This is a genomic window from Mycobacterium scrofulaceum, from assembly GCF_002086735.1.
In the GTDB taxonomy this organism is placed as follows: domain Bacteria; phylum Actinomycetota; class Actinomycetes; order Mycobacteriales; family Mycobacteriaceae; genus Mycobacterium; species Mycobacterium scrofulaceum.
On the sequence record NZ_MVIJ01000009.1, the window covers coordinates 94,684 to 107,370 of the forward strand.

Annotated in this window: 14 protein-coding genes; 12 read left to right on the forward strand and 2 right to left on the reverse strand. The window is 72.8% G+C overall.

Features of this window, described 5'->3' with window-relative positions; translation table 11 throughout:
• Positions 1-392 precede the first annotated feature (392 nt).
• Genes ssd through BST44_RS08500 form a run of 10 tightly spaced genes read left to right on the forward strand, consistent with a single transcriptional unit; the run spans position 393 to position 7,649 of the window.
• The gene (gene ssd / locus BST44_RS08455) at positions 393-1,445 is read left to right on the forward strand and encodes a septum site-determining protein Ssd (RefSeq protein ID WP_083176654.1); all 1,053 of its coding nucleotides are present in this window, start codon (positions 393-395) and stop codon (positions 1,443-1,445) included.
• Positions 1,442-2,602 carry a TadA family conjugal transfer-associated ATPase gene (locus BST44_RS08460; RefSeq protein WP_083176559.1) on the forward strand — a complete coding sequence of 387 codons (1,161 nt, stop codon included), beginning with the start codon at positions 1,442-1,444 and terminating at the stop codon, positions 2,600-2,602. The genes ssd and BST44_RS08460 overlap by 4 nt, the downstream gene beginning before the upstream one ends.
• Complete coding sequence (locus tag BST44_RS08465; RefSeq protein WP_083176561.1) at positions 2,599-3,390, forward strand: type II secretion system F family protein; 792 nt, start codon at positions 2,599-2,601, stop codon at positions 3,388-3,390. The genes BST44_RS08460 and BST44_RS08465 overlap by 4 nt, the downstream gene beginning before the upstream one ends.
• Positions 3,387-3,983 (forward strand): type II secretion system F family protein, encoded by a 597-nt coding sequence (locus BST44_RS08470; RefSeq protein ID WP_208619753.1) that lies wholly within the window; start codon positions 3,387-3,389, stop codon positions 3,981-3,983. Before BST44_RS08465 ends, BST44_RS08470 begins: the two co-directional genes overlap by 4 nt.
• 27 nt (positions 3,984-4,010) lie before the next feature.
• On the forward strand, positions 4,011-4,202 hold the full coding sequence (locus BST44_RS08475) for a DUF4244 domain-containing protein (protein ID WP_083176563.1): 192 nt from the start codon (positions 4,011-4,013) through the stop codon (positions 4,200-4,202).
• A 23-nt stretch (positions 4,203-4,225) separates the two neighbouring features.
• Positions 4,226-4,528, forward strand: a complete 303-nt coding sequence (locus BST44_RS08480) for a TadE family type IV pilus minor pilin (protein WP_083176565.1) — start codon at positions 4,226-4,228, stop codon at positions 4,526-4,528.
• 19 nt (positions 4,529-4,547) lie between these two features.
• Positions 4,548-4,847 carry an Rv3654c family TadE-like protein gene (locus BST44_RS08485; protein WP_341865314.1) on the forward strand — a complete coding sequence of 100 codons (300 nt, stop codon included), beginning with the start codon at positions 4,548-4,550 and terminating at the stop codon, positions 4,845-4,847.
• A 38-nt stretch (positions 4,848-4,885) separates the two neighbouring features.
• Positions 4,886-5,671, forward strand: coding sequence for a prolipoprotein diacylglyceryl transferase (locus BST44_RS08490; protein ID WP_083176567.1), 786 nt, complete (start codon positions 4,886-4,888; stop codon positions 5,669-5,671).
• Positions 5,668-6,102 (forward strand): hypothetical protein, encoded by a 435-nt coding sequence (locus BST44_RS29475; RefSeq protein ID WP_142274411.1) that lies wholly within the window; start codon positions 5,668-5,670, stop codon positions 6,100-6,102. Before BST44_RS08490 ends, BST44_RS29475 begins: the two co-directional genes overlap by 4 nt.
• 5 nt (positions 6,103-6,107) lie before the next feature.
• A complete protein-coding gene (locus BST44_RS08500; RefSeq protein WP_083176658.1) occupies positions 6,108-7,649 on the forward strand; it encodes a radical SAM protein in 1,542 nt (513 codons plus the stop codon).
• On the opposite strand, the gene BST44_RS08505 is transcribed toward BST44_RS08500, so the two are convergent.
• On the reverse strand, positions 7,646-8,683 hold the full coding sequence (locus BST44_RS08505; RefSeq protein WP_083176569.1) for a PAS domain-containing protein: 1,038 nt from the start codon (positions 8,681-8,683) through the stop codon (positions 7,646-7,648). The two genes, BST44_RS08500 and BST44_RS08505, sit on opposite strands and share 4 nt — an antisense overlap.
• A gap of 305 nt (positions 8,684-8,988) precedes the next feature.
• Positions 8,989-11,331, reverse strand: a complete 2,343-nt coding sequence (locus tag BST44_RS08510) for a DEAD/DEAH box helicase (protein WP_083176571.1) — start codon at positions 11,329-11,331, stop codon at positions 8,989-8,991.
• A 246-nt stretch (positions 11,332-11,577) separates the two neighbouring features.
• Here BST44_RS08510 and cspA point away from each other — a divergent pair, with 246 nt between their 5' ends.
• Together cspA and BST44_RS08520 are read left to right on the forward strand one after the other, a co-directional pair.
• Positions 11,578-11,781 carry a cold shock protein CspA gene (gene cspA, locus BST44_RS08515; RefSeq protein WP_007166602.1) on the forward strand — a complete coding sequence of 68 codons (204 nt, stop codon included), beginning with the start codon at positions 11,578-11,580 and terminating at the stop codon, positions 11,779-11,781.
• Between the two features lie 145 nt (positions 11,782-11,926).
• Entirely contained in the window at positions 11,927-12,517 is a 591-nt protein-coding gene (locus BST44_RS08520; RefSeq protein WP_083176573.1) for a hypothetical protein, read from the forward strand.
• The last annotated feature ends 170 nt before the right edge of the window (positions 12,518-12,687 follow it).

Below are 12,687 nucleotides of genomic sequence, written 5' to 3' on the forward strand. Positions count from 1 at the left end.
TTTTGCGGCTCAACCTGTTCTTTCATAGAAAGAGCTATTGCGTTACCGCGGCTTGTCATGTGTATAGTAAGCATTACTCGGCCTGAGCCGAGGGTGTATCAGCCCGACCCCCCGGGGCTGATGCACGACGACCCTCGCCTCCTCCCCCCCTGGCGGGGGTCGTCCCTTTTCTCGGGTATTTTTCCGCGTGTACGGACCGCTCAGCGCGACCGCGCGAGTGGTTGCGGACGTTTCCTCCCGTGTGTGTCGGCCGACGGCCGACCAACCTCTTTGTGCACACTCGCGTCTCTATCCACAAATCCGGCGTTTGGGACTGGTGTCCAACATCGCGTTGGCCCCACAGTGGGCGCGTGACAGGCACCTCGGACACCGAAGCGGCGGCGTCCGCGGGCGTGTTGGCGGTCTTGGCGGACCCGGATTTGCGCCGCGAATTGGATCGGGTGGCCGCGGCGGTGGGCGTCCGGGTCGTCCATGCCGGCGGCGCCCTGGGCCGCAAGACGTGGTCGGCCGCCGCGGCCGTGGTGCTGGACGAGGCGGCGGCCGACCGGTGCGCGCGGGGCGGGCTGCCGCGCCGCACCCACGTGAGCGTGCTGACGCCGGCCGACCCGGCGACCGCCACCTGGGCGGCGGCCGTCGCGGTCGGTGCGGCGCACGTGCTGCGGCTGCCCCAGCAGGAGCGCGACCTGGTGCGCGCGCTCGCCGAGGCCGCCGAATCGTGGCGGGACGACGGGTCGCGCGGCGACGTCGTCGCCGTCATCGGCGGGTGCGGCGGGGCCGGCGCGTCGGCACTGGCCGTCGCCCTGGCACAGGCCGCCGGCGACGCGCTGTTGGTCGACCTCGACCCGTGGGGCGGCGGGCTCGATCTCCTGCTGGGCGCCGAGGGCGCGCCGGGGCTGCGCTGGCCGGACCTGGCGCTGCAGGGTGGACGACTCCACTGGCCGGCCGTGCGTGCGGCGCTGCCGCGGCAGCGGGGAGTCAGCGCGCTGTCCGGTACCCGGCGCGGATACGAGCCGGCGGCCGGGCCGGTGCGGGCCATCGTCGACGCCGGTCGCCGCGGCGCGGTCACTGTGGTCTGCGACCTCCCGCGCCGCCTCACCGACGCGGCGCAGGCGGCGCTGGATGCCGCCGACCTCGTCGTGGTGGTCAGCCGCTGCGACGTGCCCGCCTGCGCGGCGACGGGTGCGCTGGCCCCGGTGCTGGCCGGCGTCAACCCGAACGTCGGATTGGTGGTGCGCGGCCCGTCCCCGGGAGGGCTGCGGGCGGCCGAGATCGCCGACATCACCGGGCTGCCCTTGCTGGCATCCATGAAGGCGGAGCCGCACGTCGCGGAACAGCTGGAGCGCGGCGGTCTGCGACTGGGACGGCGGTCGGCGCTCGCGGCGGCGGCCCGCCAGGTGCTCGCCGTGTTGCCGCGCGGGCCGGCGCGAAACGGCAGGGCCGCGTGACTGGTTCGCTGATCGACCGGGTGCGCGAGCGGCTCGCCGCCGAATCCGCCCCGCTGGGTCCGAACGTCGTGGCGGCCGCGATCCGGGCCGAGTCCGGCGGGATGCTCGGCGACACCGAGGTGCTGGCGAATCTGCGGGTGCTGCAGACCGAACTGACCGGCGCCGGCATCCTCGAGCCCTTGTTGCGCGCGGACGGCACCACCGACGTGCTGGTCACCGCGCCCGACGCGGTGTGGGTCGACGACGGGAACGGTCTGCGGCGCACCCAGGTTCGGTTCGCCGACGAGGCGGCGGTGCGGCGCCTGGCGCAGCGGCTGGCACTGGCCGCCGGCCGGCGCCTGGACGACGCGCAGCCGTGGGTGGATGGCCAGCTGGCCGGCATCGGCACCGGGTTCGCGGTGCGATTGCACGCGGTGCTGCCGCCGGTCGCGGCCGCGGGCACCTGCCTGTCACTGCGGGTGTTGCGGCCGGCCGCCCAGGACCTGGCGGCCCTGATCGCCGCGGGCGCCGTCGCCGCCGAGGCCGCCGCCCTGGTCGCCGACATCATCGCCGCCCGGCTGGCGTTCCTGGTGTGCGGCGGAACGGGGGCGGGAAAGACCACCCTGCTCGCGGCCATGCTCGGGGCCGTCGCGCCCACCGAGCGGATCGTCTGCGTCGAGGACGCCGCCGAGCTGGCGCCCCGGCATCCGCACTTCGTCAAGCTGGTCGCGCGGTGCGCCAACGTCGAAGGCGTCGGCGAGGTTCCGGTGCGCCAACTCGTTCGCCAGGCCCTGCGGATGCGGCCCGACCGCATCGTGGTCGGCGAGGTGCGGGGCGCCGAGGTGGTGGATCTGCTGGCGGCGCTGAACACGGGCCACGACGGGGGAGCGGGGACGGTGCACGCGAACAACCCGGCCGAGGTCCCCGCGCGGCTGGAGGCGCTGGGCGCGCTGGGTGGTCTCGACCGCGCGGCCCTGCACAGCCAGCTGGCCGCCGCGGTCCGGGTGCTGCTGCACGTCGCCCGGGATCGCGCGGGGCGGCGCCGGCTCGACGAAATCGCCGTGCTGCGCCAGGCCGGGGAGCGGGTGCGGGCGGTTCCGGTGTGGCGCGCCGACGGGGGCGCGACCGGCGACGCCGGGCTGCTGCGCCGCCTGCTGCAGGGCCGGATGCCGGCATGAACGGGTCCGTCGCCGGCGCCCTGCTGTTGGCGCTGGCGCTGGTCGTCCTCCCGCCGTCACCGCGGCGCCGGCTCGCGCCGCGGCCGTCGAACCGGCGGCGGCAACGCGGCCCGGGTTGGCTTGCCGCGGGTGCCGCGGCCGCGACGGTCGCGGCGCTGCTGCCGCTGACCACGGTGCTTGCCGCCGCGGTCGTGGGGGCGACCGCGGGCCTGCGGTATCGCGGCCGCCACCGCAGGCGCCGCGCGCTGTCGGAGGGCCAGGCGCTGCAGGGGGCGCTCGACGTCCTGGTCGGCGAACTGCGCGTCGGCTCCCACCCGGTCCGGGCGTTCGGCGTGGCCGCCGGCGAAACCGCCGGTGGGGTCGCCGAGTCGCTGCGGGCGGTCGCGGCCCGCGCCAGGTTGGGGGCCGACGTCGCGGCGGGCCTGCGCGCCGCGGCGAGATCGTCGGCGCTGCCAGCGTATTGGGACCGTCTCGCGCTGTGCTGGCAACTCGCCAGTGACCACGGCCTGGCCGTCGCCACCCTGATGCGCGCCGCCCAGCGCGATATCGCCGAGCGGCAACGGTTCTCGGCGCGGGTGGCCTCGGAGATGGCCGGTGCGCGCGCGACCGCGGCGATCCTGGCGGGCCTGCCCGCCCTCGGGTTGACGCTGGGCCAACTGATCGGCGCCCGACCGCTGGGCTTTTTGCTCGGCGGCCACGCCGGCGGCTGGCTCCTGGTGACCGGTTCAACGCTGGCGTCCGCCGGCCTGTTGTGGGCCGACCGGATCACTGATCGGCTCGAGTCGTGACCGCGGCGGCGATGTTGCTGGCGGTGGCCGCGTGGATCGCACCCGGTCCGTCGCTGGTGCGGGCGCGGGCGCGAACACCGGTCCGCGAGCACCTGCCGCGCCCGCGCCGCGGGAGGGCTCACGGCCCCGATCCGCTGGCCGTCGCGTCCTGCCTCGACGTGTTGGCCGTGTGCCTGGCCGCGGGCATGGCGGTGGCCGCCGCCGCTGCCGCGGCCGCCGCATCCGCGCCGCCCGCGCTGGCCCGTGCGCTGAGGCGCGCGGCCGACCTGCTCGCCCTGGGCGCCGACCCCGCCGTCGCGTGGTCGGCGACGCCGGACCCGCGGGACACCGCCGGCGACGCGCACGTCGAGGCGTTGCTGCGGCTGGCCCGGCGGTCGGCGGCCTCCGGCGCGGCGCTGGCCGGGGGCGTCGCCGAGTTGGCCGACCAGTCTCGTGACGACGCGGCGCACGCGGCCACCGCCGCCGCCGAGCGGGCCGGGGTGCTGATCGCCGGTCCGCTCGGCTTGTGCTTCCTGCCGGCGTTCGTGTGCCTGGGCATCGTCCCCGTGGTGGCCGGGCTGGCCGCTGATGTCCTGCAGTCGGGGATATGGTGAGAAGAAAGGGAATCGTTGTTGCACAACATGTTTCATGGATGGCTGGCCCGCGTGACGGTCTTGGCGGCCGACGAGTCGGGCATGAGCACGGTCGAATACGCCATCGGGACCGTCGCCGCGGCCGCCTTCGGCGCGATCCTCTACACGGTCGTGACCGGCGACTCCATCGTGTCGGCGCTGACCAACATCATCGGTCGCGCGCTCAACACCAAGGTCTGACCGGCAGTGCGGGCTCGGCCACCGTGGAGGCGGCGCTGGGCGTCGGCACGCTGGTCGTCGTGCTGGTGCTGTGTCTGGCCGGCGTCACCGCGGTGTCGATGCAGGTTCGCTGCGTGGACGCCGCGCGCGAGGCCGCCCGGCTGGCCGCCCGCGGCGACGAGCCCTCGGCGCTCGGCGCGGCCCGGCGCATCGCCCCCGCCGGGGCGCGGGTCGAGGTGCACCGCGACGGCGAGTTCCTGGTGGCCACCGTCGTGGCGCAGTCGAAGTTGTTGCCGGCGCTCGACATTGCCGCCAAGGCGGTCTCGGCGGCGGAGCCGTCGGGATGATCGGGGCTCGGCCACCCTGGTGGCGGCCTGGATGGTGGCGATCCTGCTGTGCGTCGCCGGCGCGGGGGCGTATCTCGGTGCGGTGGTGGTGGCGCGCCACCGCGCGCAGGCGGCCGCGGATCTGGCCGCGCTGGCCGCGGCGGCCCGGTTACCGGCCGGAGCCGAAGCGGCCTGCGCGCGCGCGACGGCCGTGGCCCGCGCGATGCGGACCGACGCCAGTTGTGCGGTCGACGATCTCGACGTCGTCGTCACGGTCCGGGCGGGGGTCTTCGGCGGGGCGGCGAGCGCCGCCGCGCGGGCGGGGCCGGGCGGCGGCTGAGTCGGGCCCGCGCCCGCCGGACGTAATAGTCTGTCGGCGTGGTGCCGCAGTGGCGGATCGGCCCGCTGGTGTTGCCGGTGCATGGTGTCTTCGTGGCGCTCGGGGTCCTGGCCGCGGCCGTCGTGTTCGTCGCGGAGGCCCGCCGGCGTGGGGCGGTCAACGAACAGTCGCTGGTGGCGGTCACCGGCGCCCTCGTCGGCGGCGCCGTCGGCATGCGTCTCTCCGGCTGGGCCGAGCACCTCAACCTCCGCCTCAACCCGACGCTGCTGCAGGCGTGGGAGTTCGGGTCGCGCAGCATCCTCGGCGGACTGTGCGGCGCCTACCTCGGCGTGCTGATCGCCAAGCGGCTCGGGGGCCACACCGGCAAGACCGGTGACCTGTTCGCCCCTGCGGTCGCGCTGGGCATGGCGATCGGCCGCCTCGGCTGCCACCTCGCCGAAGCGCCGGGCCGCCCGACCACCCTGCCGTGGGGCGTCCACGCCCCGGCCGGCACGCCCAAGTGCCCGGGCTGCCTCACCGGTGCGGCGATGCACCCGTCGTTCCTCTACGAAATCGCCTTCCAGCTGGCCGCATTCGCGGCGCTGCTGTGGCTGCGCCACCGGATCAGCCGGCCGGGCGAGCTGTTCGTCCTCTACGTGGCCGGCTACGCGGTCTTCCGGTTCTTCGTCGAGTTCGTGCGGGCCAACGAGACCGTGTGGCTGGGCCTGACCCGGCCGCAGTGGTTTCTGCTGCCCTCGCTCCTCCTCGTCGGCATCCGGTTGGGCCTCGGATACCGGCGCGGCCACTACGACGCCGCTCTGCGGCGGGAGGCGGTCACCCCATGACGAACCCACCGCCGGGCCCGCCCCCGCCGGGCGGCTGGCGCCCGCCGGACTGGCCCCCGCCCGGCTACCCCTATGACCCGAACCGGCCGTACCCCGGCTGGCAACCGCCGCGGCGCAAACCGAGCGGCGGGGAGATCCTCGGCGCGGCCATCGCCGGGATGGCCCTGTATGCCGGCATCAACACCGTCGTCGGCCCGCTGGTGTTGTTCGGGCTCGCCAATGCGATCGCGCCGAAGATCGCCTTCGCGACCGGAGCCGTCCTGCTCGGGCTGATCGCCTTCGCCGGCGGGGGAGCGTTGATGTTCGTGAAGAAGAGCGCCTGGGCGAGGGGGATCGGCATGGGACTGATGATCGGCTGGGCGCTCACGTCCATCTTCACCGTGGGCATCTGCACCGGATTGAACCCGACGCTGTATCACGTGACCCGATGAGCGGCATGCAGCTGCGGGGCGACCGAATCCACCGCTACGTCAACGCGTTCTGCCCGCACTGTCACGCCGAACAACCCGATCGCCCGCTGGCCGACGTGGCGCGGCTCAGCGGCTGGCTGGCCGTGCGCGGCGACGGCCAGGTCTGGCTCGAACGCGGCTGCCGGACACACGGACTCGTTCGGACGCTGTACGACGAAGACCCCGAAATCCTTGCCTATCTTGAGGAATGGACCGCCCCCACCAAGGCCCACGTCCCCGACGCGCCGGGCAACTTCGACCCGATCCCGTCGGCCTACCTGCAGGGGCTGCCGCAGATGCAGACGCAGCACACCTGCATCCTGCTGGAGGACATCGCGGCGACCTGCAACCTGCGCTGCCCGACGTGCTTCGCCGACTCCTCGCCGGACCTGCGCGACGTCGTCGCAGTCGGCGACGTGCTGGCCAACGTCGACCAGCGGCTGGCGCGGGAAAACGGCCGCCTCGACGTGGTGATGCTCAGCGGCGGCGAGCCGACCCTGCACCCGCAGCTGCCCGAGCTGCTCGCCGAGCTCAGTTCGCGGCCGATCACGCGAATCCTGTTGAACACCAACGGTGTGCGGATAGCCCACGACGACGAGCTGCTCGACCTGCTCACCGAGCACCACGAGCGAGTCGAGGTCTACCTGCAGTACGACGGGCTGTCGCCGGCCGCACACCGCCACCACCGGGGCGGCGACCTGTCCCGGGTAAAGCGGGCGGCGCTGCGGCGGCTGTCCGACCGCGAGATCTTCACCACGCTCGTGATGACGGCGGCGCTCGGCGTCAACGACGCCGAGATCGGCGACGTCGTCAGGCTGGCGCTGCACACCCCCTACGTCGGCGGGGTCTCCATCCAGCCGCAATTCGCCTCCGGCCGTTCGGGTCTCATCGATCCGGCGAGGCGGCTCACCCACACCGGGGTGCTGAAGCGGTTGGGGCCGCAGACCGGCGGACTGGTCACCTGGCCGGATCTGACCGCGCTGCCGTGCTCGCACCCGCATTGCTGCTCGGTCGGCTACCTGCTTCGTGACGACGGCGGACATTGGCGTTCGCTGGTCGCGCTGATCGGCCACGACAACCTCAAGGACAAGCTGGGGCTGGTCGCCAACCGGATCGCCGACTCCGACATCCCGGGGGAATTGCGGCTCGCCGTGCGCGAGTCCCTGATGGGGTTGCTGTCGGAGCAGTCGTCGCTGTCGCACCCGTCCATGTCGGACGTGTGGCGCATGATCTGCGAGGGCTGCGACCTCGGCATGGGGACGCTGCTGACCGTGGCCTCCGGCGCGTTGCCCGGGCGCCGGCGCCAACTCAGGCGGATGCTGGGCGAGCGGGTCGTCCGCGTCACGGTCAAGCCGTTCATGGACATGTCGACGATGATCGAAGAGCGGCTGGTGCAGTGCTGCGTGCACGTGGGCACCCGGTCGTCGCAGGACCAGTGCGCGCCGTTCTGCGCGGTGCAGGCGTGGCCACAACTCGGTGGCCAGCGGCTGTCGGTCGCCGCCGAACGCATGCTGCCGGTGGTGGGTTAGGCCGTCGGGTCGGGATCACCCGACAGTCCCGCGGCGGCGAGCTCCTCGTCGGAGGGCAACCGCAGCGAGACCAGCCCGGCGTAGACGTCCGGTTCGATCTCCACCCTGTTGACCGTCACGTGCACGGGCACCCACTCGTCGTCGTGGCCGGGCATGCGCAGCACCCGGCTGGTCGCGCCGTGCGCGAACTCCTCGGTCATCGAGGACACCAGGTGCTGATCGTCGGGGTGGACCTTCGGCTTGCCGGTCTCGCTGCCCCGCCAGTCGTAAAACGTGCAGGGCTCGTCCAGCCACTTCAGCAGCGCCCAGTTCTTCAGGTCGATCAGCGCGCGGTGGACGCCGGCCTGCGCGAGGCCGCTCAGGATCCGTTGCGCCAGATCGTCGGTCGACACCTCCGGGCCCTTGAGCTCGGCGCGCCAGTTGATCGCCCGCGCCACCAGATGGTCCCGGCCGTCGGGGCCGGCCTCCAACCCGGTGCGCGCCACGAAACCGATCCGCATGGGCTGACCCTGCCAATCGGTGAGATCCCAAGTGCTGCAGAGCGTTTGGTCGGGTTCGGCCTTGACGGCCATGGCGAGCACCTTGGTCTCGTTGGGGTTGAGCTCGCGCGAGGGCAGGTCCTCCGCGAAGGCCCTGCCGAAGGTGACCTCCACCTCCGGATTCTTTCCGCTGTTCGCCAACGACTCTCGGGTGTCGGTGGCGACGCCCAGCGTCAGGTCCCACTTCAGCGGGCCGGGGGTCGGCCGCTCGGGCGGGTCCACGTCGGCGGGGCCGGTCCACACGTGCACGCCGTGGATGTAGCCGTCGGACATCACCACCGGTTCGGTGCGAATCACCCGGTCGCGCTTGGGGGTGATGCTGGTCAGGCTCTGCCCGGTCTTCACCGTCTCGGCGATCGCCGTGCGAACCGCGGCGAGATAGGGGCTGCGGCGCAAAAACGTGGTGATGGGGACGAGATTCTTGAGCTGGCGCCCCTGCGCCACCACCGTGGGTTCACCCCCCAGTGTCTCCACGAGCAACCAGTCGTGGCCCATGCGGCCGATTTTACGGCGACTGGGCCGCCGGCCGGGAGCTTGGGCCTACCGGCCCTGTCGGCACCCGCCGCGGGCAACGGTATCGCTCTCTGCGGCAACGCCTTCCGGCGGCGACGAAGTTGCCTCGTCACGGTGGCCCTGGTAGTTTGCTGGTGCGCCCGCACGGCCGGGTCGCCAACCGCTCATCGACGAGCGGCCCGCCACCCGTGCGACAGCACCCCGCGACTGCATGAGCAGCGGCGAATGCGCTTCCGGCGCGGGCATCCAGGGCCACGTCCGCGGGTCGACCGTCGAGGGGTCGGTCGTCATCCGCCGGATTGCCCGGCGTGGGGCAACTCCGCGAGGACCAGCCGCAGCACCCGCACCGCACCGGCCTTGTCGAGCGGGTCGTTGCCGTTGCCGCACTTGGGGGACTGCACGCACGACGGGCACCCCCGTGAGCACTCGCACGCCTCGATGGCCGCCGCCGTCGCACCGAGCCAGGTGCGCACCTGGCGGAAGCCGCGCTCGGCGAACCCGGCGCCGCCTGGATAGCCGTCGTAGACGAAAACGCTGGGCTGGCCGGCCGGATCCGGTCCCACCGCGGTGGACAGGCCCCCGATGTCGCCGCGGTCGCAGCTGGCCACCAACGGCAGCAGCCCGATCGCCGCGTGCTCGGCGGCGTGCAGCGAACCCGGGATCCGTGGCGCGTCAATCCCATTGCGCAGCAACGCGTCCTCGGTGACCGTGTACATCACCGCCGTGGTCGCCAGTGTCTGCTCCGGCATGTCCAGTTCGATGAAATCGATGACCTCCCCGGACAGCCGTCGGCGTAGGTAACCCACCACCCGGTGGGTGACGGTGACCGGCACCAGGCCCAGGGTGACCGGCCCGAACTGCGAGCGTTCGCCGGTGCCGGTGACCGCGATGTCGGTGAGTTCGCGCGCGAACGTCGCGTAGCCCGGGTCCTCGGCGTGCACGAACGCGATCGCGTCCTCGAGGCTCAGCGAGTCGACGACGTAGCTCTCCCCCTGATGCAGGTAGACGGCGCCGGGATGGATCGACGCCGGGGCCTGCCCGACGCCCGTGCTGCCGAGCAACCGTCCGGTGTCTGCCTCGACGATGACGATCTGCCCGCCCACGGACCCGCGGATGTCCACCGCCGCATGCGGTTCCAGGCCCGCCGCGGGGAAGTACTTGCCGTTGCGGCGACGCAGCAGTCCGTCGTCGACGAGGCCCTCGGCCACCTCCGTGGCGCCGAAGTCGCGCACCTCGGCCTCGTCGAGCGGCATTTCCGTTGCGGCGCAGAGCAGTTGGGGCCCAAGAATGTAGGGGTTGGCGGGGTCGATCACCACCCGCTCGACCGGCTTGCCCAGCAGCGCGGCGGGATGATGGACCAGGTAGGTGTCCAGCGGATCGTCACGGGCGATCAGCACCACCAGCGCGCCCTGCCCGCGCCGGCCCGACCGGCCGGCCTGCTGCCAGAACGAGGCGACCGTCCCGGGGAATCCGGCCAGCACCACCGCGTCCAGCCCGGCGATGTCGACCCCCAACTCCAGCGCGTTCGTCGTGGCCAGGCCGCGCAGTCGGCCCTCCGCCAGGGCGCGCTCGAGCGCGGTGCGGTCCTCGGCGAGGTAGCCCGCCCGATACGACGCCACCTTGCCGGCGAGGTCCGGCGCGACGTCGTCCAGCCGCGCCTGGGCGCCCAGCGCGGTCAGCTCAGCGGCGCGGCGCGACCGCACGAACGTCAGCGTCTGCGCCCCCTCGGCGATCAGGTCGGCCATCACCCGCGCCGCCTCCGCGCCGGCCGAGCGGCGCACCGGCGCGCCGTTCTCGCCGAGCAGATCGGCCCGCAGCGCCGGCTCCCAGAGCGCGATCGTCCGGGCGCCCTGGGGCGACCCGTCCCCGGTGACCTCCTCGACCGGCAGCCCGATGAGTTCGGCGGCCGTCGCCCCCGGCGCGTCCGTCGTCGCGCTGGCGAAGATCACCGTGGGCGCCGATGAGTATCGCGCACACAGCCGCAGCAACCGGCGCAGCACCATCGCCACGTTGGAACCGAAAACGCCACGGTAGTAATGGCATTCGTCGACGATCACGAAACGAAGGTTCCGCAACAGCACGGCCCAGCGGGCGTGGTTGCGCAGGATCGACAAATGGATCATGTCGGGATTGGAGAACAGCCATCGGGAGCGTTCGCGCGCGAACCGGCGAACTTCCGCCGGGCTGTCGCCGTCGTAGGCGGTGGGAGCCACCGCAAAGCCCGGATCGCGCAGCCGCGGGATGGCCGCGGTCAGCGCGTGCGCGGTGCGCAGCTGGTCGTGACCCAGCGCCTTCGTCGGGGACAGGTAGAGCACCCGGGCGCGCGGATCGGTGGCCAGCGCATCGAGGACGGGAAGCTGATAGGCCAAGGACTTGCCCGACGCCGTCCCGGTGCTCACCACCACGTGGCGGCCGGCGTGCGCCAGTTCGGCCGCCTCCGACTGGTGTGACCAGGGCGAACCGACGCCGCGGTCGGTGAACGCGCGCACCACGTCGGGGTCGGCCCACGCCGGCCAACCCTGCGGGCGGCCGGTGCGCGGCGGCAGCTCGGCGACGTGGCGCACGGGGTGCTCGTCGGCGGCGGCGCCGGCGAGCGCGGCGGCGAGCAGGTCGCTGCCGAAACTCGCCATCAGCAGCCTCCTTGGACCCGGCGACAGCGCAAGTCTGTCGCCGAAGCGACGAACATGGTTGACTATTTGCGGTCGCAGCTTCTGTGTTCGTGTCAAACTTTCGCAGGATCGACGTTGCGGCCGCGGTTCCTGCGAGGTTAATCGGTCGGGTGAAGTTCCGGCGACTGAGCGAGGTATGGCGGTCGGACCAGGCCCGGGGCATCGAAAGCGATGCCCCGCACCCAGAAGAAAAGGAAAGATCGAGAGATGCCACAGGGAACTGTGAAGTGGTTCAACGCGGAGAAGGGCTTCGGGTTCATTGCCCCCGAAGACGGCTCCGCAGACGTGTTTGTCCACTACACGGAGATCCAGGGTTCGGGCTTCCGCACCCTCGAAGAAAACCAGAAGGTCGAGTTCGAAATCGGCCACAGCCCTAAGGGCCCCCAGGCCACCGGAGTCCGCTCAGTCTAGGACGAGCCGATTCTCCACGGACCCCCCGTGCAGTCCCGCCCCGCGGGCCGGCCGGGGGGTTTTCGTATTCCGGCCGGCCGCCGAAACCGCCGCCGCGCCGCTTGCCTCGAGACGAGGATGGTCGACCTGGCCTACTGTCGGTGGCGTGAGCCAGCTTTCCTTCTTCACAGCGGAGTCGGTGCCCCCCGCGGTCGCCGATCTCTCCGGGGTGCTGGCGGCGTCCGGTCAGATCGTCATGGTCGGCGGCCCGGAGGCCCACCGCGCGCGGCTCTCCGTGGTGGTGGATCAGGCGTGGCGCGCGGCCGCGCTGGCCGAGATGATCCGCGAGGCGGGTCTGGTGCCCGAGATCGGCCGCACCGACGAGAACACCCCGCTGGTGCGGACGGCGGTCACCCCCGCTTTGGCGAGCCTGGCCGCCGAATGGACCCGAGGCGCGGTCAAGACCGTCCCGCCGCGGTGGTTACCCGGGCCGCGGGAATTGCGGGCCTGGACGCTGGCCGCCGGGCACCCCGAGGGCGACCATTACCTCCTCGGGCTCGATCCGCACGCCCCCGATACCCATTCCCCGCTGGCGTCGGCTTTGATGCGGGTCGGAATCGCCCCCACATTGATCGGCACCCGCGGCGGCCGCCCGGCGCTGCGGATCAGCGGCCGGCGCCGGCTATCACGGCTGGTAGAGAACGTCGGCGAAGCCCCCGACGGCGTCGACGCGTCATCGGTGTGGCCGCGGGTATAACCGCGAAAAAAGATTTGTCTTTCCGGCGGCCGGTTTGCGCAGTCGCGCCCAAGGGTGCGAAATTGTCAGGTGCCCGAGGGCGAAGGAACGCCGGCGTATCTGAATTTTCCGCGGAATTTTTGACGCCGGCCTGTCATTCTTCTGCGGGGCGGCCTCGCAGGGGGGCCGAG

Excerpts from the sequence above, each read along its gene's own strand:
- BST44_RS08465 (WP_083176561.1), top strand. The coding sequence starts at position 2,599 with ATGAACGGGTCCGTCGCCGGCGCCCTGCTGTTGGCGCTGGCGCTGGTC.
- BST44_RS08475 (WP_083176563.1), top strand. The coding sequence starts at position 4,011 with ATGTTTCATGGATGGCTGGCCCGCGTGACGGTCTTGGCGGCCGACGAG.
- BST44_RS29475 (WP_142274411.1), top strand. The coding sequence starts at position 5,668 with ATGACGAACCCACCGCCGGGCCCGCCCCCGCCGGGCGGCTGGCGCCCG.
- BST44_RS08500 (WP_083176658.1), top strand. The coding sequence starts at position 6,108 with ATGCAGCTGCGGGGCGACCGAATCCACCGCTACGTCAACGCGTTCTGC.
- BST44_RS08505 (WP_083176569.1), bottom strand. The coding sequence starts at position 8,683 with ATGGGCCACGACTGGTTGCTCGTGGAGACACTGGGGGGTGAACCCACG.
- BST44_RS08510 (WP_083176571.1), bottom strand. The coding sequence starts at position 11,331 with ATGGCGAGTTTCGGCAGCGACCTGCTCGCCGCCGCGCTCGCCGGCGCC.
- cspA (WP_007166602.1), top strand. The coding sequence starts at position 11,578 with ATGCCACAGGGAACTGTGAAGTGGTTCAACGCGGAGAAGGGCTTCGGG.